This window comes from Cereibacter sp. Soil_C_27 (genome assembly GCF_057657095.1).
Genome location: NZ_JBDGJD010000009.1, coordinates 49,106 through 70,727 on the forward strand (window position 1 = coordinate 49,106; position 21,622 = coordinate 70,727).

18 protein-coding genes are annotated in these 21,622 nt (G+C 67.7%); 11 read left to right on the top strand and 7 right to left on the bottom strand.

The genetic code is table 11. The features are described from left to right. Positions 1–5: 5 nt before the first annotated feature. From AC3A5Z_RS22195 to AC3A5Z_RS22220, 6 genes are all read right to left on the bottom strand, one after another. The gene (locus AC3A5Z_RS22195) at positions 6–1,331 is read right to left on the bottom strand and encodes a DUF1800 domain-containing protein (RefSeq protein WP_487521451.1); all 1,326 of its coding nucleotides are present in this window, start codon (positions 1,329–1,331) and stop codon (positions 6–8) included. Positions 1,332–1,849: 518 nt separating this feature from the next. Further along, positions 1,850–2,794, bottom strand: coding sequence for a hypothetical protein (locus AC3A5Z_RS22200; protein ID WP_487521452.1), 945 nt, complete (start codon positions 2,792–2,794; stop codon positions 1,850–1,852). A 1-nt stretch (position 2,795) separates the two neighbouring features. After that, a complete protein-coding gene (locus AC3A5Z_RS22205; protein ID WP_487521453.1) occupies positions 2,796–3,509 on the bottom strand; it encodes a hypothetical protein in 714 nt (237 codons plus the stop codon). A gap of 37 nt (positions 3,510–3,546) precedes the next feature. Further along, entirely contained in the window at positions 3,547–4,491 is a 945-nt protein-coding gene (locus AC3A5Z_RS22210) for a hypothetical protein (RefSeq protein ID WP_487521454.1), read from the bottom strand. After that, a complete protein-coding gene (locus AC3A5Z_RS22215; protein WP_487521455.1) occupies positions 4,488–5,327 on the bottom strand; it encodes a hypothetical protein in 840 nt (279 codons plus the stop codon). The genes AC3A5Z_RS22210 and AC3A5Z_RS22215 overlap by 4 nt, the downstream gene beginning before the upstream one ends. 178 nt (positions 5,328–5,505) lie before the next feature. Continuing rightward, complete coding sequence (locus AC3A5Z_RS22220) at positions 5,506–6,540, bottom strand: hypothetical protein (RefSeq protein WP_487521456.1); 1,035 nt, start codon at positions 6,538–6,540, stop codon at positions 5,506–5,508. A gap of 227 nt (positions 6,541–6,767) precedes the next feature. On the opposite strand from AC3A5Z_RS22220, the gene AC3A5Z_RS22225 reads away from it, so the two are divergent. The 11 genes from AC3A5Z_RS22225 to AC3A5Z_RS22275 all read left to right on the top strand — a co-directional run bounded on the left by AC3A5Z_RS22225 (position 6,768) and on the right by AC3A5Z_RS22275 (position 20,049). Continuing rightward, entirely contained in the window at positions 6,768–8,927 is a 2,160-nt protein-coding gene (locus AC3A5Z_RS22225) for an exostosin domain-containing protein (RefSeq protein ID WP_487521457.1), read from the top strand. Beyond that, positions 8,927–9,961: a glycosyltransferase family 10 domain-containing protein gene (locus tag AC3A5Z_RS22230; protein ID WP_487521458.1), complete on the top strand. Its 1,035-nt coding sequence runs from the start codon at positions 8,927–8,929 to the stop codon at positions 9,959–9,961. Before AC3A5Z_RS22225 ends, AC3A5Z_RS22230 begins: the two co-directional genes overlap by 1 nt. Before the next feature lie 185 nt (positions 9,962–10,146). Then, entirely contained in the window at positions 10,147–10,710 is a 564-nt protein-coding gene (rfbC, locus tag AC3A5Z_RS22235; RefSeq protein ID WP_487521459.1) for a dTDP-4-dehydrorhamnose 3,5-epimerase, read from the top strand. Between the two features lie 10 nt (positions 10,711–10,720). Beyond that, on the top strand, positions 10,721–11,785 hold the full coding sequence (rfbB, locus tag AC3A5Z_RS22240) for a dTDP-glucose 4,6-dehydratase (protein WP_487521494.1): 1,065 nt from the start codon (positions 10,721–10,723) through the stop codon (positions 11,783–11,785). Continuing rightward, positions 11,782–12,633: a dTDP-4-dehydrorhamnose reductase gene (rfbD, locus tag AC3A5Z_RS22245; protein WP_487521460.1), complete on the top strand. Its 852-nt coding sequence runs from the start codon at positions 11,782–11,784 to the stop codon at positions 12,631–12,633. Before rfbB ends, rfbD begins: the two co-directional genes overlap by 4 nt. Further along, positions 12,630–13,505 (top strand): glucose-1-phosphate thymidylyltransferase RfbA, encoded by an 876-nt coding sequence (gene rfbA, locus AC3A5Z_RS22250; protein ID WP_487521461.1) that lies wholly within the window; start codon positions 12,630–12,632, stop codon positions 13,503–13,505. The genes rfbD and rfbA overlap by 4 nt, the downstream gene beginning before the upstream one ends. 182 nt (positions 13,506–13,687) lie before the next feature. Continuing rightward, entirely contained in the window at positions 13,688–14,503 is an 816-nt protein-coding gene (locus AC3A5Z_RS22255; RefSeq protein ID WP_487521462.1) for an ABC transporter permease, read from the top strand. A gap of 108 nt (positions 14,504–14,611) precedes the next feature. Beyond that, the gene (locus AC3A5Z_RS22260) at positions 14,612–16,537 is read left to right on the top strand and encodes a glycosyltransferase family 2 protein (RefSeq protein ID WP_487521463.1); all 1,926 of its coding nucleotides are present in this window, start codon (positions 14,612–14,614) and stop codon (positions 16,535–16,537) included. Positions 16,538–16,658: 121 nt separating this feature from the next. Next, a complete protein-coding gene (locus tag AC3A5Z_RS22265) occupies positions 16,659–17,216 on the top strand; it encodes a hypothetical protein (protein WP_487521464.1) in 558 nt (185 codons plus the stop codon). After that, positions 17,213–18,196: a glycosyltransferase family 2 protein gene (locus tag AC3A5Z_RS22270; protein ID WP_487521465.1), complete on the top strand. Its 984-nt coding sequence runs from the start codon at positions 17,213–17,215 to the stop codon at positions 18,194–18,196. The genes AC3A5Z_RS22265 and AC3A5Z_RS22270 overlap by 4 nt, the downstream gene beginning before the upstream one ends. Beyond that, the gene (locus tag AC3A5Z_RS22275) at positions 18,193–20,049 is read left to right on the top strand and encodes a hypothetical protein (RefSeq protein ID WP_487521466.1); all 1,857 of its coding nucleotides are present in this window, start codon (positions 18,193–18,195) and stop codon (positions 20,047–20,049) included. The genes AC3A5Z_RS22270 and AC3A5Z_RS22275 overlap by 4 nt, the downstream gene beginning before the upstream one ends. On the opposite strand, the gene AC3A5Z_RS22280 is transcribed toward AC3A5Z_RS22275, so the two are convergent. Then, the gene (locus tag AC3A5Z_RS22280) at positions 20,050–21,423 is read right to left on the bottom strand and encodes a phosphomannomutase (protein WP_487521467.1); all 1,374 of its coding nucleotides are present in this window, start codon (positions 21,421–21,423) and stop codon (positions 20,050–20,052) included. Positions 21,424–21,622: the final 199 nt, after the last annotated feature.

Below are 21,622 nucleotides of genomic sequence, written 5' to 3' on the forward strand. Positions count from 1 at the left end.
CCTTTCTAGCGGCGCATGAAATCGGGCGAGGCGAAGAGCACGGCCACCCCCTCCCAGCGTTGTTCGGCCCGGCGCACCGCCTGATGCGTTGCGGGCTGGCCCAGATCGCCCAGCACCCGCGCCGAGAGCAGCAGCGGGTCGGTCTTCTCCGCGCCGCGCCGCGCGAGGCTCACCGCCCAGTCGATCCGTGTGGCCAGCATCGGCGGGGTCAGCCAGTCGTCGCCCGTGTCGGGCCAGCCGTTGGGCTGGCCGGGGGAATAGATCGGCTGGCCCATGCCGCGCAGCATCTCGGGCAGGGGCCGGGTTCCCTTGGGCAGGGTCTCGGCCCCGGTCAGATCGAGCGCCCGCAGCGTCGCCGTCACGTAGTCATGCGGCGAGCGGATCTTCCGCAGCACCGGGTCGGCGGCGGCGGGATGGGTCAGGAGCGCCGCGTAGGTCGCGCGCAGCTCGCCGCCGCTGCGCAGATAGCGCCGCGTCATCCGCTCCACCAGATCGGCGGGCGGGGTGTCGGAGAGGAAATGGCTGGCCAGCATCCGCGCCACGCTCGCCCCGGTCTCCGGGCGCAGCGCCAGATCCTCGAGCAGGCGGCGGATCTCCTCGGCCCCCTCGCCGTAGCGCTGGCCGAGGATGGTCTTGCGCCCCGGATCGGCCTTCAGCGGATCGAAGTCCACGCCCTCCGGCCCGAGGCTGAGCCCGGCCAGCAGCCGCGCAAGTTCGGTCACGTCGCCCTGGTCATAGCCGCGCCCGCCCATGCTGTGCAGCTCCAGCAGCTCGCGGGCGAGGTTCTCGTTCAGCCCGAGGCTGCGCCGCCGTCCGATCCGCGAATCCGGCGCCACCGAGCGCAGCTGGTCGAGATAGATCAGCATCGCCGGATGGAAGACCGAGGCCGTCAGCATGTCGGCGAAGCGGCCGCGCACATGCGGGCGGATCGCCTCGTCGCGGAAGCTCTGCACGAGGAAGGGCAAATCGCCGCGCCCGCTCGCCACGGTCAGCCGATTGCACCACAGGTTCACGAGCCGCTCGCGAAAGCCCCGCTCGGAGGTCGCCGCCCGTCCGACCCAGGCCTGCCGGTCGGCGGCGGCCATCCGGTCCAGTTCCTCGCGTGCGGGGCGGGGCAGGGCACGGTTCTCACGCCGGGCGAGGTTCTCGGCCCGCCGCGCCTCGCGCAGCGCCAGTCGTTCGGCAAGCGGCGGGCGCTTCCAGCGCCCCGCCGGGTCCGGCCCGTCGAGCTGCGCCAGCAGCCGCTCCGGCTCGAATCCGTTCTGCTCTGGCCCACGGCTGCCAAGGGGGCCGTAGCCGAAGCGAATATCCTCGAGAAGCGCCGGTGTCATGGCCGTCACCATGCCACGCGCCGGAAGGGGCGGCAATGCGGGAGGCTGTCGCGCAGGGTGCCGCGCGCGGATATCCCCCCGGCGCCCCACGCGGCGCTGCGCCGCAGAGAGCTGCGGCCTATAGTTCTCCGCGATCCGCTCACCTTAGCCCGGATGGATCATAGGTGCGACAAGGCCCGATCCTCTGCCTTTGGGGCAGCTCGTGGCGCTCTGGCCGGAGAGGGAGCAGAGCTTTAACGAGGGATTAACTAACGTAGGGAATCTCGGAGAGCGTAGGCCACAATTTCTTGGTGGGCTTCGACATGGAGCCGTGCAGCCTTGCGATCAGCCTCAGGCACTGAAAGAAGCAACATAATCAGGCGCCTGTTGTTACAGGGATGAACACATCGACTGCCATTCGATTACTCCACGTATGTGCCATTTCGCATTCATGTCGAATGAAATCTCATTTTTCGATGTGTCCAGCTATCCTGGCCTCGACGGAGCTTCCTGGCATTTGATTTATATCTTGTTACACTTTATCGCGTTGCAACCCAAGACCACCAGTAATCTATCATTAGCCTCTGGCGTAGGTTCTCTCGTGCAGAGGGAGGATCCATCCGGCCCATGAGCATCGCCTTCCATGAGGACAGCGTGTTCAGGTCGATCCGATCCGCCTGCCAGTCGTCCAGAAACACCGCCGGCAGCTGCGAGTAGCTGTCGCGCAGGCTGGAGGAGCGGATGATCGGGATCGCCCCGTGCAGCAATGTCTGCCAGGCCTTCGGAGAGGGATCCACCCCGCCACCCTCCACGCAGAGGACAAAGGAATGCGCCTCCACCTCGCGAAGGAACCTGTCTTCGGGAACGTCTTCCCTTAGCACGGTCGTCCAGCCTGACCAGGCGCCCTCGCCCAGCCGGGTGACCTCCCGGCGGATGTCCCATTGCGCCCCCTCGCGGACGCGATGGGCGCAGAGAACCCGCAAGGGTCGATCCGCCAGCGGCGGGACGGCCGGCATCTCCGTCAGATCCGCCGCCGCGCCTTCGGGATAGACCATGCCGAGGGGCAGCGACGACATCTTCCCGGTGGCACCGGCGCTCAGGTTCTCGACGAACCAGCGCAGCAACAGCGGGCTGTCGTTGATGTGCTTTATCAGCGCGTGTTCTTCGGCAGTGAACTCTCTCCAGCGCCGATCCGTCTGCAGGGGCAGGGTGACATCTTCTGAGCCGCTGATCAGGATGAAGGGTGATGTCAAATTTGGCAGGATCTCCCGGGCGAAGACCCGCAGGGCGACGAAAGGGGCCCGCATCGACAGGAAGATATGTCTGGGCTCTTCCGGGCCTCCCTGACGGAGGAGGGCGCTTTGCGGAGCGGCAGTGTCCGTCAGAACCACCCAGTCGCATCTCGAGGCAATCCCGGTGACGCGATAGGCATCTGCGCCCTTTCCCTTGGGAAAGAGCCGGGTCGAGTGAATGAGGCTGGACATCTTAGAGAGCCGCCTCTTTCAAGGCATCGAATGTTCGCCGGACATCGTCGGGAAGATCGAGAGCCTCAGCTTTGCCAATGTTCTTCGGGATGCTCTCGTCGAAGAATGTCGTCTCATTCGACGGGGTCAGACCCGCGTGCCGGGCAAGTCGGCGCATGCCCTCTCTCATCCTGTCGGCATCCCGAGTGAATTCGATGAAGGGCACCCCATGTCGGCGGTGCATCGCCAGAAGCCGGTCGTTGTAGGCGCGCCAGACATGAAACCCCTTGTCCAGATCGAAGCCGTTGCGGTTCTTGAGCGACAGCGCGACTTCTCCGGGGTCCCGGAAGATGCCAACGCCTGTCCAGTTGGGCAGTGCCTCGATCCAGCCATCAACAACAAGAAGCGTGCGGGGCTCCTTGAAGCCCCATGTGCCACGGCCATGACGGGATTCGATGAACAGGTCCCGCACCGAGGTGTGGAGCGGTTTCCAGACAACCTCCGACGGCGGCTCGTGCCATGCCCCTCCATTGGCTTCGAGAAGATTTTCATGCATGTAGACGAGCGAGGCAGGCTCCTGCAGACCCTTCGGGTTCAATGCAAAGCTCTTGTCGAGCAGATCCCCCATATGCAGGCCGAATTCCCGGAAGCTGCCGGCTAGGGCGCTCGTTCCACTTCTGTGCATGCCGAGGATGAGGACGCAGCGGCTCGGGTGGGAGATGCCTGGTTCAGCCATGACGAGCTTTCATAGTGGGAGGAGGAGCAAATGCCTGTCAGGCGTCTTGTGCATCAAGGTCTTCCAGAGGCGGATAGCCGAGCCGGTCGCAAAGGGCAATGTAGGCGGGGCTCGCCGCGGCCTCGTCGCGGAGAGCGGCAGGCGGGATGCGGTCCGGACGGGGGGCGATTACATCGCCCGAGCGCCCGCTGTCTCCGGACATCCGGATGGCGGACAGAAGAAGCGGCGTTCCGGGGGCATAGGGCAGTTCCAGCGCCCGACAGAGATCCGCAAGAACCGGCTCCGGATCGGCGGTGAAATCCTCGTAGCGGAAGACCGGATGGGCGGCATGCATCTCGAGGAAGGCAAGATAGCGGCGGGCATATTCGTCCAGCGTTGCGGGCTCGAACTGGACCCACCTGTTGTTGAGCAGCGAGAGATAGGAGGCTATCGGATGGCGGACGCTGACCGCCGAGACGACGCCATGCCGACGGGCAACGATCTCGCGCAGGGACGGACGCGTGGTCCAGTCTGCCTCGGTGCAAAAATGCGAATGTGAATGGTCCCTGAGAACCAGATGACGCCCGGAGCCTTTCAGGCTAGTCTGAAGCGGCGCGAGCCCGGCCAGAAAGATCTCGATGGCCAAGTCCTGGGGCAGGGGGTGTCGGCTCTGCCGCAATTGCCGGATCAGATCGCTGGGCGCAAAGGTGGAACTCTGGTTCGTGCTGAGCGGGTCGATCTCGCTCAGCAAGACCACGTTGGGCATGGCCGCAATGCATTTCGACAGGATCGTGCCGCCGGTGCAGGCAAAATGGTGCAGGAGACGGATGGGCCTCTCCTGCTCGGCCAGGGCCTGACGATGCATCGCGCGGCATTGGTCCAGCAGGCTTTCCAAAGGGGCCGGAGCGACCACGCGCCCCTGCCGGACTCCCTGCTGCGTGATCAGGTCCAGAGCCCCGGAGAGCAGCCCCTGAAGCCGGTCTCGGTCGGTCTGCCGCGTCATCCCTGCGACTTCCGCCCCTTGCCGCCCCTCTGCGTCGGCTTGCCGGATCGGATCTGCGCGACGGCAGCGTCCTGCTCCCCGAGCCGGGCGGGGGTCCCGGCTTTGACAAGCGCCAGATCCTGCAGATAGCCCGAGGCTTCCTCAAGCCGGGTGACAAGCTGCGAGATCAGCATGTCCTGACTTTCTTTGCGCTCCAGAAGCTCGGCATGACGCTTCCGGAGATTCTCAAGGTCGCTGGAGGCGAGGGTCTGCAGCCGCAGAGCAAGCCCCAGCTCGGCACGGGCCGCAGCAAGCTTGTCTTCCAGCTCACGAATGAGGCTGTCGGCCGAGGCCGCCTTGCCAGCCATCTCCTTGGGGGCCGTCTCCTTGGGTTTGCCCTCCGTCCTGGCGGCCGCCAGAGCAGTCCTGTTCATCCGGAACAGCAGGATCGGCCAGTCCGGATCGGTCATATCGCCTGCAACGGCCTCGAGACCCCCTGCCTCCAGAAGGCCGCGCAGGTAGGCCAAGTCACGACCCCCTGCAAAGCAGGCGGCACTGCCGCATCTCAATTCGATCGTGTCGATCTTCGCAAGCATGCCATCCGCCCGCCAAGCGTCGAGAATATCGCCTTCAGCCCCCGGGGCGTCGAGGATCACCCGGACAGGGGAAGGAAGCGTTTCGAGCAGGGTCATCAGCGTGCTTGGCGACAGCGTCTCCACTCGGACGCGGCGGGTGGTCTGCAAGCCCGGGTAAAGCTCCAGCAGCAGCGAAGGATCCCGCAGGCTTGCCAGACCGGGGATGTTGAAGGTCTTCAGATCGGCTTCGCCATCCTGTCCAGCAATCGCCACAGCGATCACCTCGACCCGGGTGTCGGCGGTCCGCCGGATCAGATCGGCGACGCGGTCGGGCCTCGGCTCGACAAGGACGATCCGTTTCGCGCCGGAGGCGAGATGATCTGCAAGTTCGGGGCAGTCTCCGGCTCCGATATGCAGGATGGTGCCGCCGCCGGGCTCGATTAGTGGCTGAAGCATGACGTCACTTACTCTTGCCGGCGATCCCGCCCAGCATGTTGTTCAAGGCGCGCAGGGGCTCGGTGATCGTCCAGGAATGCGAGGCAAAGATCTTGTCGCGCTCCGCCTCGAGCGCGGCGACCTGAGCGGAGAGGGCTTCTTCGCGCTGGGTGGCCTTGCGCGCATGGTCGACGGATATCCGATGCTGTTCTTCCATCTGGGCCAGCCGGGTCTCGAGCCGGGCGGCCAGGGCGGATCGCGCTTCCGATTCCTGCTGGAGTTCAAGGATATGCGCGTTCAGAAGATCGCGCTCTTCCTGAAGGGCCTTGCGTGACACGGCAACTTGGCCAAGGGCGATATCTCGCTCCGAAACGAGCGCCTTCATCTGCTCCATTGCCAGAGTGATCTGCTGAGGGCTCAGAGCAAGAGGAGCGTTGGGTAGGCTGCTGGCTTCCAGTTCGTCACGCAGCAGCAGCGCCTCCGGGGTGGCGCTGACAAGCTGGAGGGCGAGAGCCAGATGAAGCGGATCGGGCGAGGCCGGAGGGGCCGACGCAGCCGGCAAGGGCCCGGCAAGTCCCAGCCGCTCCATAAGGGGCCGCAGCTTGTCACCCTCGGTCTGCAAGAGGCTGTCCTCCGCCAGCAGGATGCGGCGGCGGTGACGGCGCTGGATGAGGAACAGTCGCCCGATTTCCACTGTCCAGTCGGACAGGGCATCGATCGGGTTCGACCCGTGTTCCATTGCCGCCACCACATGAGTCTCGGCCCTGCGGAACAGAACAAGAGCTTGCGCACCGCTTTCGAGGGCAGCCCGCAGGCCCTTCGGGTCGAAGGGCGATGCTTCTGACACCCCCAAGCGCATGAGGGCCCCTGGACCATTCACCCCTGAGGTGAAAAAGAACCGCATCGCGCCATCCCTGGCAGGTGGCGGCTGAAGTTCTGTCTGGACTGACATGGCGCCTCCCGAGCTTTGAAAACTGCAGAAAGCGTTGTCCTCCACACTGTCTGCAACATATGGCATCCGAGTGCCGCTCACGGAGCGGCTGACAAAGAACAGCGTCATGATCTTTCGTTCCTGTCTCGCGAGCACCGATGAGGCGCCCTTGCCCGAAAGCCATGCTGCAGCGGCCTAGAACAAGGTCTCCACGGCTGTCAACAGCAACTGCTCGGAAGGCTTCCGCCACAGGGGGGAAGATGTCATCCCGATGATCAGAGCCAAGATGGTCACCATTGAGCAAACCGCGACAGGATGCAGATGTCTGGCTGCCGCATCCTTGATAGCCAGTATGAGTGATCCCGCCATTCCGCGCCAGACCTCCATGGAACCGCATTGTTCAGAGGAGAGATCTATGTTTAACCGCCCTCGCAGCCGGTCTCCTCAGGGTTGACCCAATGTCAAGACCACATGCAAGAGAAGTCAGTCAAAGCCATGAAACTCAAGGGCGACGGATGACCAAGATTCACTTGTTCACTCCGTATTATCTTTCGGAAGACCATGACCGCCAAGAAGAGCTCGACCGCTGCCTTGCGAAAAACGTCGAGGTCGCGGGGATCGACCGGATCTTCCTTCTGGTGGATGACGGGCACATGCCGCCTGTCCGCCACGACAAGATCACCGTGCTCAAAACCTCCGGCCGGCCGAGTTACGGCACCTGGCTGGACTTGACCCGACAGCACAGCGCCGAGGCGATCTCGGTTCTGGCGAGCTCGGACATCTATCTTGACGAGACGATCAGGCAACTCGCGGCCATCTTTACCGAACAGCCCCAGGCCTTTGTCGCGATCAGCCGCCACGAGATCGCCGGCGAGGCAGCGGCGCTGCACAAGAACCCGCATTGGTCGCAGGATGTCTGGGCGGTCGATGGTCGCCGTCCGCTGCCTGCGGCCTTGCGGAGCAAGCTCGACATCCCGCTGGGCGTGCCGCGCTGCCACAACAAGATCGGGTATCTGTTTTCCATCCACGGCTACGACATCTTCAACCCCTGCAACTTCGTGCGGGCCTGTCATCTGCACGAGCCCCAGCCGCGCGAGGATGCCGCTCTGGATATGCCTGTTCTCGGCGGGACCGCCTGGATCTATCCTTCGGAGACCCTGACGCAGAAATCCGAACTGACGTTCGATATCCTGACGCAGCATGCGGAGCCTGTGGGCAAGGCCCAGGTGAACAGCACGGCCTTTCGAACTCGCTCCAAGCAGCTGTCTTCGGCGCCGCGCACCGATCAGTCCGACTGCATCGTCGCCTATGATGCCAATTGGCAATTTCCTGCGATCACCGAACAATATGCCTACAAGCGGCTCCGCGAGACGCTGGCGCTGCGGCAAGACGAGGGGCGGGTGATCTATTTCGCTTACCCTTGGGCGACGCTGATCGACAATCTGCTGCACAACAGGACGAATCCCGAGAAGACCGAGTTTCTGAAGCAGAAGCTGCTGTCTTTCATCCCGCGCTTGCAGGGCGCGCGCACGGTTGTGACCGCCTGTCAGCATATCGATATGCTGAAGTTCCAAGGTCTGTTCCGCGATCTCGGCATCACCGATATCTTCTGGTCGCATGCCGTGAAGGGCCAGACCGTCCTGCCAAGCCATCCTGACATCCGGCTGCATCCTTTCCCGCTCTACCCGGTTCAGGCCAAGGATTTCGTCATCGATCCGGCGCAGCCGAAAAAGCACCTGTTCTCCTTCATGGGGGCCAAGGCGAACCAGTATTATCTGACCGATGCGCGCAACATCATCATCGAAGAGCTGAAAACCGCGGGCGGTCTCGTCGTCGGCAATGAAACCTGGCATTACAACAAGGTGGTCTACGACCATCAGGTGCGCGGTCTGGCGAAGACATCCGATGCGCTGGTCGATACCACGCAATCCGAAGCCTTCCGGCGCGTTCTGGCGCAAAGCGTGTTCTCGCTCTGCCCCTCCGGCACGGGGCCGAATTCGATCCGGCTCTGGGAATCGATCGGGCTTGGCGCCATTCCGGTGATCATGGCCGATACGCTGGCCCTTCCGGGCAATCCCGCGCTTTGGGAGGAGGCCGCAGTCTTCTGCGCCGAGGATCGCGCAAGCATTCTCGCGCTGCCCCAACGCCTGAAAGCCATCCATGCCGATCCGGCGCTGCTGAAGCGCAAGCGCCATGCCATGGCGCAGATCTGGGATCTCTATGGCATCGACGGTTTCGTCTACGACATCCGCAAATTGATGATGGAACGGTATCAGGAGGTCAGGATCGATCCGAGGCCAGCAAAGGCAATCCCTGAGGCTGCGATGGGCAGCGGCGGATCCAGCCTCAATGCAATCACGACCGAAATCCTGCTGTCGCCTGCCACCGCCGCTCCGAAGCTGCGCGACGAGCGCGATCGGATCCTGGATCTGCTGGGCAGAGCATCTGCCTCGCAGCAGGCGATCTTTGCCCGGGCTCTCGCCTCCCGCGACCTGACGACGGCTTGGGAGGCATGATGCGTATCTTCGTTCTCGGCAGCCACTGGCGCCGGACCCCGTTTTCCTATGCGCCTTACAAGGCCCTGTTCAGAACCCGCTTCGACTATGTCGCGCGGCCCGAGGATGCCGATGTCATCATTCTGGCCTATGTGGCAGACCTATATGAGAACTTTGCCAAATTGGCCCAACTGCGCGACCTCAATCCCGCCCAGCGGATCGTCGTCGTCTCCGAGGAACCGCTGTGGGATACGGCGCATAGCGGCGACTTTCGCCTGCGCCATAACTTGCGCAATGCCGATCACTATACGTTCAAATATTCCGTCATCAACCATCACACATCCGGGGCCTATCGCTTCGATCACCTGCCCTATTTCCTGACCACGACGGATGATTTCTATCTGCGCTATGCCCAGTATTTCGCGCAGAACGCCGCTCTCTCCACTTCCGCCCTGACCGAAGCCTGGTCGGCTCCCGCGATCCGGGCCGCCTTCTTCGCTGAGTTCCGCGATGTGGAGGAGAAATACGCCTTCGCCCATCCCGAGATCGAGACCTGGGGACTTTCGGTCTATCGCAGCCGCGTCGCGCAGAAGATGCCGGGCGATACGCTGCGGGTCGGTCGGGGCTGGGGCACGGAGGTGATGCGGCAGGCGCTGCCCGATTGGCATCTGGACAAGATCGCGACGCTGCGCGGCCGCTCTTTCATCGTCTCGGCTCTCGAGAATACCAGCCAGAACGACTATGTGTCGGAGAAGATCTTCGATGCCTTTGCCTGCCGGGGGGTGCCGCTTTACTGGTGCCCATCCGGCCATGCGGCGAACCGGCTGGTGCCGCCTCAGTCCTACATCAACCTGTTCGGGATGGAGCCGGACGCGGCTGTGGCGCGCATCACCTCCTTCCGGGCGGATTCCGAGTTCGTCGAAGCCTATGCCGAGGCACAGCGACGGCTGCGCGACCTGTTCCGCAACTTCGACGCGTTCATCGATGCCAGGATCGGCTTCTTCAACCGGATCTCGGACGATCTGATGCGGATCGTGGCCGAACCGCAAGGCTAAGAGCCGCCGCATGCCGGCTTCCAAGCTGGGCTGTGCGGCCCTGGGTTGCCATGAGCCACGCGTTGGCGCTGCCTTGGAGCGCGCTCCAGGGCCTTCTGCCGGCAGGCGCTTCCGCCCTGCCGCGGATGACAGCCCTGCGGGCTTGCTGTAAGCCGGGGCCGGATGGGGGCCGCAGAGAATGTCACATGATCCTTGAACCGACGGCCCTGCCGGATGTGCTGATCCTGACCCCGCGGCGGCATGGCGATGCGCGGGGGCATTTCTCCGAGGTCTGGAACCGGCAGACGCTGGCCGGGCTCGGGATCGACATCGATTTCGTGCAGGACAACCACTCGCTCAGCCGTCAGGCGGGCACGGTGCGGGGGTTGCATTTCCAAGCGCCTCCGCATGCGCAGGCCAAGCTGGTGCGCTGCGGCGCGGGGGCGATCCTCGATGTGGCGGTGGATATCCGGCGGGGCTCGCCGAGCTACGGCCGCTCTGTCGGGGTGGAGCTCTCGGCGGAGAACGGGCGGCAGCTCTTCATCCCGGCGGGCTTCCTGCATGGCTTTGTGACGCTCCGGCCAGACACCGAGGTGCTCTACAAATGCTCCGACGTCTATGCGCCCGGGTGCGACGGGGCGGTGCGCTTCGACGATCCGGATCTCGGCATCGACTGGGGCATCGATCCGGCGCAGGCGGTGCTGTCGGACAAGGACCGCGCGGCGCAGGGTTTTGCCGATTTCCGCTCTCCCTTCAGCTTCGAGGCCTGAAATGACCCCAATGAAGATCCTCGTCACCGGCGGCGCCGGCTTCATCGGCTCGGCCGTGGTGCGGCAGGCGATCCGCGACGGCCATGCCGTCGTCAATGTCGATACGCTGACCTATGCCGCCTGCCTTGCCAATGTGGCGATGGTGGCGGACCATCCGGCCTATGCCTTCGAGCAGGCCGATATCCGCGACGCGGAGGCCATGGCGCGGATCTTCGCCGCCCATCGCCCCGATGCGGTGATGCATCTGGCGGCCGAGAGCCATGTCGACCGCTCGATCGACGGGCCGGGCGCCTTCATCGACACCAATGTGCGCGGCACCTACGTGCTTCTCGAGGCGGCGCGGGCCTGGTGGCAAGAGCAGGGCCGACCCCAAGGCTTCCGCTTCCACCACGTCTCGACCGACGAGGTCTATGGCAGCCTGGGCGCCACCGGGCAGTTCACCGAGGCGACGCCCTATGCGCCGAACAGCCCCTATTCCGCCTCGAAAGCCGCCTCGGACCATCTGGTGCGCGCCTGGGGCGAGACCTACGGGCTGCCTTGGGTGCTGACCAACTGCTCGAACAACTACGGCCCCTACCATTTCCCCGAGAAGCTCATCCCGGTGGTGATCCTGAAGGCGCTGGCGGGAGAGCCGATCCCGGTCTACGGGCAGGGCCTGAACGTCCGCGACTGGCTCTATGTCGAGGATCACGCCGATGCGCTGCTGACCGTGCTGCGGCGGGGCGCGGTGGGGCGCACGTATAACATCGGCGGCGAGAACGAGGTGACGAACATCGATCTGGTGCAGAAGATCTGCGCGCTGCTCGACCGGATGCGGCCGCAGGCCCGGGCTTACGCCGGGCAGATCGCCTTCGTCACCGATCGCCCCGGCCATGACCTGCGCTATGCGATCGACCCGACCCGGATCCGGACCGAACTCGGCTGGCGGCCCTCGGTGACGCTGGATCAGGGGCTGGAGCGCACCGTGCAATGGTTCCTCGACAACGAGCCCTGGTGGCGGGCGCTGCAGGCGCGCGACGGCGTGGGGCAAAGGCTGGGGCAGGCGGCGGGGCATGTGGCGGGGGCCGCGCCATGATCCTCGTCTTCGGCCGGAGCGGGCAGGTGGCGCGCGAGCTGGCGCGTCTGGCGCCCGGAGCCACGTTCCTGTCACGTGCCGAGGCCGATCTGGCCGATCCGGAGGCCTGCGCCGCCGCGATCCTGCGGCACGCGCCCCGGGCGGTGATCAATGCCGCGGCCTGGACGGCGGTGGATGCGGCGGAGGAGGACGAAGCCGCGGCCACGACCATCAACGGCGAGGCCCCCGGCGCCATGGCCCGGGCCTGCGCCGGGCTCGGCATCCCCTTCGTGCAGATCTCCAGCGACTACGTCTTCGACGGCAGCGGCGCGACGCCCTGGACCCCCGACAGCCCCACCGGCCCGCTCGGCGCCTATGGCCGCACGAAGCTGGCGGGCGAGATGGCGGTGCGGGCGGCGGGCGGCCCCCATGCCATCCTGCGCACCTCCTGGGTGTTCTCGGCCCATGGCACGAATTTCGTGAAGACCATGCTGCGGCTCGGAGCCAGCCGTGACAGCCTCTCGGTGGTCGACGACCAGATCGGCGGGCCGACCCCTGCGGCCGCCATCGCCGCGGCCTGCCTGACCCTGGCGCAGGCCCTGCAGCAGACCCCGGAGTTGTCGGGCACCCATCACCTCTCCGGCGCCCCGGATGTCAGCTGGGCGGGTTTCGCCGCCGCGATCATGGAAGCCGCGGGCCTCGGCTGCCGCATCACCCCGATCCCCAGCCGCGACTATCCGCAGAAGGCGCCGCGCCCGGCCAATTCGCGGCTCGACAACACCAGCCTTACCGAGGCTTTTGGCATCCCCCGCCCCGACTGGCGCACGGGCCTCGCGCAGGTTCTGGCAGAGCTGGAGACAACCCAATGACCGCACGCAAGGGCATCATCCTCGCCGGGGGCTCCGGCACGCGGCTCTACCCGATCACGCTCGGCGTCTCGAAGCAGCTGATGCCGATCTACGACAAGCCGATGATCTACTATCCCCTGTCGGTGCTGATGCTGGCCGGCATCCGCGAGATTGCCCTCATCACCACGCCGCTCGATCAGGACCAGTTCCGCCGCGCGCTCGGCGACGGCAGCCAGTGGGGCCTGCGCCTGCACTACGTTGTGCAGCCGCATCCGGGCGGGCTGGCGCAGGCCTATACGCTGACCGAGGACTTCCTCGACGGCGCGCCCTCCTGCATGGTCTTGGGCGACAACATCTTCTTCGGCCATGGCCTGCCCGAACTCCTGGCCGCGACGGATGCGAAAGAGGTGGGCGGCACGGTCTTCGGCTACCATGTCGCCGATCCCGAACGCTATGGCGTGGTGGCGATGGACGAGGCGGGCCGCGTGACGCAAATCGTCGAGAAACCCGCGGTGCCGCCTTCGAACTACGCGGTGACCGGGCTCTATTTCCTCGACGGCCGCGCCAGCGAGTTCGCCCATCGGGTGAAGCCCTCCGCCCGCGGCGAGGTGGAGATCACCTCGCTCCTGGAGATGTATCTCGCCGAAGGCACGCTCGAGGTGCAGCGCATGGGCCGGGGTTTCGCCTGGCTCGACACCGGCACCCACGCCAGCCTGCTCGACGCCGGAAACTTCGTGCGCACCCTGCAGCAGCGCCAGGGCCTGCAGACCGGCTGCCCCGAGGAGATCGCCTTCGCCCAGGGCTGGATCAGCCGCGACGCCATGGCCGCCATGGCCGAACGGCTGTCGAAGAACGACTACGGGACCTATCTGCGCGGGCTGCTGGAAGGCTGACCCCGTCGCCCCGCAAGCGCGTGACCCCGGCCGAACCCTCGCCGGTATCGGCCAGCCCGCGGATCAGCCGGCCTGCCTCTGCAATCGTGAACGCCCTTCGGCGCGGCCTTGCCGGGCAACCGCCCGCCGTCCCTCCACGCGAAGGACTTGCCAGCCGGCGGCGGCTGTGCTTTTCAACCCGCATGGCCTCCACCGATGCTCCTCTGCCCACACGGGACGTGACGCTGCCGCCGCCGCGGTTCCAGTCGCTGCGGGTGATCGGCGCGCTGGTGCTGCGCGAGATGAGCTCGACCTACGGGCGCTCGCCGGGCGGCTACATCTGGGCGCTGGCCTCGCCGGTCGGCAGCATCACGGTGATGGCGCTCTGCTTCTCGCTCCTGGTGCGCACCCCGCCGCTCGGCACGAGCTTCATCCTGTTCTACGCCACGGGTTTCCTGCCCTTCGGCATCTTCGGCACGCTCTCGAACAAGATCGGCGGCGCCGTGCGCTATTCGCGGGCGCTCCTGGCCTATCCGCGGGTGAACTGGCTCGATGCGATGCTGGCGCGGCTCATCCTCAACGGGCTGACCGAGGCGGTGGTCTTCTGCCTCGTCATGGGCGGCATCCTCGCCTTCGTCGACATCCGCAGCATGTTCCACATCGGCCCGATTCTCGCCGGGCTGGCGATGGCGGTCGCCTTCGCCACCGGGGTCGGGCTGATGAACTCGCTGCTCACCGGCTATTTCCCAACCTGGGACCGGATCTGGGGCATCATCCGCAGCCCGCTGATGCTCGCCTCCGGGGTGATCTTCCTCTATGACGACCTCTCCAAGGACATCCAGGCCATACTGTGGTGGAACCCGCTGATCCATGCCATCGGGCTGGTGCGGCGCGGCTTCTACTCCACCTATTACGCGCCCTATGTCTCGCTGACCTACGGTTTCGGCGTGTCGATGGTGCTGATCGCGGTGGCGCTGATCTTCCTGCGGCGCGGCTATCTCGCCACGCTGGAGGATTGAGCGGCCCGCCGCGGGCAGGAGACGCGCCGGGTTGCGCCGGGGCGCGGAGTTTTCCATAGAGAGCCCGCACCCTCCTCCCCCGCACCGCCTTCCCGGAAGAAGACCCGCATGACCCAGACCTTTGTCCCGCCCCTTCGGCAGACGACCGGGGCCCCGAGCACCGAGCCGCAGCAGAGCGGGAAGGCGCTGGTGCTGCAGAGCCTCTGCCTGCCCGATCCGGCGATCAGCGACCAGACCGTGCTGTTCCTGCGGCTCTCGGGCGGGGCGGCGCTGGAGGGAGAGAGCATCCGCTTTCCGGCGGCGGGGGCCGAGGCCGATTTCGGCAGCTACATGAACCTGCTCAACCTCGAGACCTGGCAGGGCCGCTGCCGGCTCGAGGGGCTCGCGCTGCAATTCTCGGGCGAGGGCCGGGTCAGGCTGCGGCTGTCGCGGGTGCTCTGCGGGGTCCAGGGGATCGAGGGCGCGCCGGAGGAGACGGTGATCCGCAGTCTCGATCTCGAGCTGCAGGACACGGGCACGGCGGTCGATCTGGGAGATTGCCTCGAGGCCCCCGCCGGGCAGCGCGGGCTTTTGGTGGTGGCGCTGACCGCCCTGGGCCCGGCCCGGTTGGGCCATGGCGCCTTTGTCACCCCTCTGCCCGACGCCGCGCCGCCGCGGCTCGGCATCGTCATCACCACCTTCCGCCGCGAGGCCGCCGTGGCCGAGACGGTGGCCCGCATCGCCGGGCTCTTCGCCGAGACCGGTGCCGGGGCGTGGATCGGCGCCTCGGCCCATGTCTTCGTCATCGACAACGGCCAGAGCCTGAACCTGCCGCCGACCCCGGGGGTCAGCGTCATCCCGAACCGCAATCTCGGCGGGGCGGGCGGCTTTGCCCGCGGTCTGGCCGAGGCCGAGGCGCAGGGCTTCAGCCATTGCCTGTTCATGGATGACGACGCCTCCTTCCAGATGGAGAACCTGATCCGCTGCTTCGCCTTCCTCAGCCTCGCCACCAGCCCCAGGGCGGCACTGGCCGGGGCGATGATCTCGGCGGGCAAGCCCTGGGCGATCTGGGAGAACGGCGCGCGCTTCGACCGCTTCTGCCGCCCGCTCTGCCATCTGGCCGATCTGCGGCTGCGGCTCGAGGTGATGCGGATGGAGCTGGCCACGGCGCGGCCGAAACCGCCGGGCTTCTACGGCGGCTGGTGGTTCTTCGCCTTCCCGCTGGCGGGCGTCACCCGCCATCCCTTCCCCTTCTTCGTGCGCGGCGACGACATCTCCTTCTCGCTGGCCAACCGCTTCGACACGGCGACGCTGAACGGCGTGGTCTCCTTCCAGGAGGATTTCGCCGCCAAGGAAAGCGCGCAGACGCTGTTTCTCGACCTGCGCAACCACCTGCACCACCATCTGGTGCAGCCGGACATGGAGATCGGCGCCTGGGGCACGGCACGGATCGCGCTGCATTTCCTCGCCCGCTCCATCGTGCGGATGCATTACGACAGCGCCGAGGCGCAGCTTCTGTCCTGGGAGAGCGTGATGCAGGGGCCGGAGCATTTCACCGACAATGCCGACATGACTGCCAAACGCGCGGAGATCGGCCGGCTGATCCGCAGCGAGGCCTGGCAGCCGGCGACCGATCTCGGGGTGGAGGAGCCCCACGACCTGCGGCGGCCCCTGCCGCAGCTGATGAAGCTCACGCTGAACGGGCATCTCCTGCCCTTCTTCGGCCGGTTCGGGCGGCGGGTGCGGCTCGGCATCGCCGATCGCGCGCTGCTCTGGCCGGTCTGGGGCGCGGCGGAACTGAGCTATGTCGATGCGGCGACCGGGCGCGGCTATACCGTGCGGCATGACAAGGCGCGGGCCTTCGGGCTCGGCCTGCGGGCGCTGCGGCTGGCGCTGCGCTGGCAGCGGGCCTATCCCGCACTGCGCGAGACCTACCGCGCGCGCTACCCCGAGATCGCCAGCCGCGGCTTCTGGCGCGCCGAATTCGCCCGCGGCCCGGTGCCGCTGGCCGCCCCGGCAGATCCGGCACCCGCCTCGCCGGCCCCCGAGGCTTGACGCGGGGCAACGGATCGCGGCTTTTCCGCGCGGCCCGAAACGCTTATCAGGGCCGGAGGCGGAGGGAACGCCCGGGGGAGAGCACCGCGGGGCCCCTCTGCCTGCCAGACGGAGTGCCCCGATGCCCGAGACGCCGCCCGATACTGCGCCCGACGCCGCAGCCAGCCTGACCGACCGGCTGAACGCCCCGCTCGCGGCGCTGCGCCCTGCGGTTCTGCCCTGGGCCGATCTCGCGGCCCCCCTGCCGCCGGGCCTCGTGCTGCATGCCGATCCCGAGGCGCCGCGCAGCGGGCGCTGGCAGAGCCCGCGCGGCCGGCTGCTGGAGCTGGAAACCCGGCCGGAGACCCCGGGCCGCTGGCTCGGGCTGCATCTGCCGCTGCCGCTGGACGATCTTTCGCCCCTCGCCTGGATCGGCCTTGCCGCCCGCAGTGCCGCCTCCGAGGCGCTGGCGGTCAGGGTCTGCCTGCGTTCGGGTCTGGCGGCGGGCGGGTTCCGCGACTGTTTCTTCGACCGGCATCTGCTGTCGCAGCCCGCCGAGAGCGACCATCTCGACATGCTGGCCCCCGACCGCTGCCCCGATCTGCCGCAGAGGGCGCCCTGGCGCGAGATCGTCCTCTTCCTGCCGCCGCATCGCCCGCTGGCTTGGGCGCTGCACGATCTGCGGCTGTTCGCGCTGTGAGCCTCCCGCCCCCCGATCCCGCGCCGGAGGCCCTGCCCGAAGCTCCTGTGCCCGCGTCGAAGCTCGATCTGGCGCTGGTGATCCCGGTCTGGAACGACCCCGAGGGGCTGGCGCGGCTTCTGGATCAGGCGCGGGCCATGGCGGTCTTCGCCCAGATCGTCGTGGTGGACGACGGCTCCGATCCGCCGGTGCCGGGGGCGGCGGATCTCACGCTGCTGCGGCACGAGACCTCGCGGGGCGGCGGCATCGCCCGCAATCTCGGGTTGACAGCCGTCAACACCGAGCACCTGCTGTTCTTCGATGCCGACGATCTGCTGACCGCCGAACTGCCGCTGCTGCTGGCCGATCTGGCCGAGGCACCCGCCTTCGACTTCTGCCTGTTCAAATATGCCGACATCCGGGTCGGCGCCGAGGCACGCTGGGGCCAGCCCGATTGGGACGACCGCTTCTGGCAGGCGGCGGGCCATGGCATCGGCGCCCTGCGCGAGGCCGACACCCGCGCCCTGCCGATCCTCGCCCGGACCGCCAATTACCCCTGGAACAAGATCTACCGCAGCGATTTCTTGCGCGCGCATGGCATCGGCTGCGCCGACACGCAGGTGCATCAGGACATCCCGCTGCACTGGCTCGGCTTTCTCACCGCGCGCCGGGTGCTGGTCTCGGACCGGATCTGCGCCTGGCACCATGTCGATCCGGCAGGCGGGCGGCTGACCAACCGGCGCGGGGCCGAGCGGCTGCAGGTCTTCGAGGCGCTCGACCCGGTGGCCGCCGCGGCCCGCGATCCGCATTGGCAGGCGGCTCTGGCCGATTTCGCGCTGGGACTGGCCGACTGGGTCGAGGGCGTGCTCGACCCCGGCCTGCGCCAGACCTTCCGCGCCGCCGAGGCGCGCTGGCTGACCCGGCGCATGGCAGACTGGCTGCCCGGCATCGCCGCGGAGGATGCGGCGCTGGCCGCCCGGCTCGGGGAGCGGATGGCATGAGCCTCGGCTTTCTGATCCTGATCCGCGACGCGGGCGTGCGGCTCTACGATCTGGCCGGCGATGTCGCGGCGCTGGCCCGGCCCGGCGACGAGGTGGTGCTGGTCGATGACGGCTCGCGGGACGACACGCTGGCCTGGATCGGCCGGGCTACGGCGATGCGCGGCTGGGGCGCCAGGGTGCGGGTCACGCGGATCGCTACGGCGGCGCGCGGGCAGGGCGATCTCGGCATCGCCGCCAATCTGGCGCTGGATGCGGCGGAGGCGCGCCATGTGCTGCTGCTGCCCGGACAGGCGCGGCTCGACCCCGAGGGCTTCGCCCAAGCCCGCGCCCGGCTCGAGGCGGAGGATCTCGACCTGCTCGCCGCCCCGGGCGCGCCCTCGATGCATCGTGTGATCCTGCGCCGGGCGCTGCTCGAAACGCCGCGGCTGCGCTGCGACGAGGGCCGCGCGGCGCAGGGCGATCTGCGGCTGCTGTCGGGCGCCGCCGCCCGGGCCCTGCGGCAGGGGCGGACGGATCAGGGTTTCGCCCACCTGCCGCCGCTGCCCTCCGCCGGGCCCGCGCTCTTTGCCGCGAGCCTCGCCCTGCTGCGCGAGGCCCCCGAACGGGCAGGCTGGCTGATGCAGGGCCTGTCGGAACTCCTCGACGATCTGCCCCCCGGGGCTGCCGCCGCCGCCCGCCCCACGGCCGAGGCGCTGGCCCTTGCCCTGCCGGAGGGCTGGCAGGCCCTGACGCCCGCTCCGCTGCAAGAGGGGATCGCCGCGCTGCGGCAGGGCGCGCCGCAGGCGATGCGCAGGCTCTGCCCCGATCCCGCCCTCGCGGCCCCCACCTTGGGCGGCGCGCCGCTGCGCATCGCCTGCGAGGGGCCGCATGCCCGGCGCACCCCCTTCGCCTATCCGGCGCTGGCCCCGCTCTGGCAGGACCGGATCGCGCTGACCGCCGATCCCGCCGAGGCCGATCTGATCATCTGGGCGCATCCGATGGATCTGGCCACTGCCCGCCCCGAGGCGCTGCGCGAGGCCGGGCGCAAGCCGCTGGCGCTGGTGTCGGAAGAACCCTTCTGGGACACGATCTTCAGCCCCGATCCGCTGGCTTCGGCGATCACGCTGACGGGCGGACTTAGGCTGCATCAGGTGAACCATCACCGCTCGGCGATCTTCGATTTCGACGTGATCCCCTATTTCCTGCTGACTGACCACCGCTTCGCCCCGGCCTATGCGCATCGCTTCGCCCGCAACGCGGCGCTCGGCCCCGAGGACTGGCGCGCGGCCTTCGCCCGCCGCCCGCTGCGGACCGTCTTCATGGCCGAGCGGCGGCCCGAGGCCTTCCATGACGTGGCCTTCCCCGAGGGCGATATCCTCGGCCTCTGCGCCTGGCGCACCCGTCTGGCCGAGGCCTGCAGCCGGGGGGTGGAGCGGCTGGGGGCGAGCTGGCAGGGCGGGCCCTCGCGCTTCGACATCGACAACTGGCATCTCGACAAGCTGGTGCAGCTCGACGGGCGGGCGAGGATGATCTCGGCGCTGGAGAACACGCATCAGCCGACCTACCTGTCGGAAAAGCTGTTCGACGCCTTCGCCTGCGGTGCCGCGCCGCTGGCGATGGCAAGCCCCGGCCACCGGCTGCACGGGCTCGGCCTGCCGGAGGGCGCTTGGATCAACCTCTGGGGGCTCGACAGCCGCCAGGCCGCCGCGCGGGTCGATGCCGCGGAAGAGCCGGAGTTCGCCGCCTATGCCGCAGCGCAGCACGCCCTGGCGCGGCTCTTCGGGGCGCCGCGGATCTGGCTCGCCGAGCGGGCACGGCTGCGCGCCACGCTCTGGGCCGAGATGGCGCGGCTCGCCAATCTGGGGCCGGCCTGATCAGCGAAGCGTTTCGCGCAGCAGATCGAGCCCGGTCGCCAGCAGCGCCTCGGCGGCTTCGGGGCTCGCAGCCTCGGCATAGAAGCGCAGCTCCGGCGCATTGCCCGAGGGGCGCAGATGCACGATGGCGCCGGTATCCAGCGTGAGCCGCAGCCCGTCAGTGCGGTCCTCGGCCACCGCCCGGCCGCCGAGCCGGGCGAGGAAGGCCTCCCGCGCGCCCTCGTCGCCAATCAGCCGCGCCACCAGCGCGGTCGAGGCCTCCACCGGAACCTCCTGCAGCCGGTCGGCGGCGGTGAAGCGGGCGGGCTCCGCCGCGACGAGGGCGGCGAGGCCGCAACTCCGGGCGGCGGCCAAGGGCGTGATCAGCGGCAGCAGGCTGTCGCGGGTCATCAGCGCGGGCAGCGGGCCGGCGGGGCCTTGCGCGGTAAAGCCCAGGAGGAAGCCGCCATTGGCCTCGTAACCCACCACCTTGCCGCCCGTTGCCTTCATTCCGGCGATGACGAAGGGCGAGCCGATCCTAGTGCGGATCACCCGGGCAAAGCGCCCCGAGGCCTCGGCCCCGGTGTTGGAGGAGACCGGCGTCACCACCGTCTCCGCCCCGAGGCTGGCGGCGGTGATCTGGCCCAGCACATCGCCCGGGATCACCCGTCCGGTTGCATCGGTCATCAGCGGCCGGTCGCCATCGCCATCGGTGGAGACGATGGCGTCGAAGCCCTCGGTCGCCCAAGACGCGAGCTGCGCCCGGGTCGCGGCATCCACCGCTTCGGTATCGACCGGGATGAACTGGTCGGAGCGCCCGAGATCGGCTACCTCGGCCTCCAGCGCCGCAAGGGTCTCGGCCATCAGATCGCGCGCCACGGAGGAATGGCTGTAGACGCCGATCCGCATCCCTGCCAGTGCCTGCGGCCCGAAAGCGGTGACATAGCGCGCGACCCAAGCCGGGCCGGCGGCGCCGTCCAGACGCGGTTCGGGACCGGCCAGGGCGGGCGAAACCGTCTCCAACCCGGCCAGGATCGCGGTTTCATGCGCCTTGGTGATTTCGCCTTCGGGAGTGTAGAACTTCAGCCCATTGCGGTCGGCGGGGATATGGCTGCCGGTCACCATGACCGCCGCCGCCCCCGCATTCATCGCCGCCAGCGCCAGCGCCGGCGTCGGCAGCGCGCCGCAGTCGGTGACCGCGAGCCCCGCCGCCCGCCCCGCCGCGATCACCACCGCGGCAAGATCCGGCGAGGAGGGCCGCAGGTCGCGCCCGACGAACAGCCCCGTCCCCACCGGGCAGGCGCGCAGGAAGGCCGCGACATGGGCCATCACCAGTTCGGGGGTCAGCTCGGTGACAAGGCCGCGCAGGCCGCTAGTGCCGAATTTGGGGGGCATGTCTTGTCCTCTCTGCGGCCGGGCCGGGTTCGGCGGCACTCTATGCGGGGGTCACACAGCCGTCCATGACTTGTCTAAGCCTAACCTTTGAGCAGCTACTGCCGTTGCTGTCAGCAAGATTTTTTATGAGAGGTGCCAAAACAGCTTGAGTGTATAACTTTTCTGAGCAACCTCTAGATGAACGGGAGATGAACAAGCC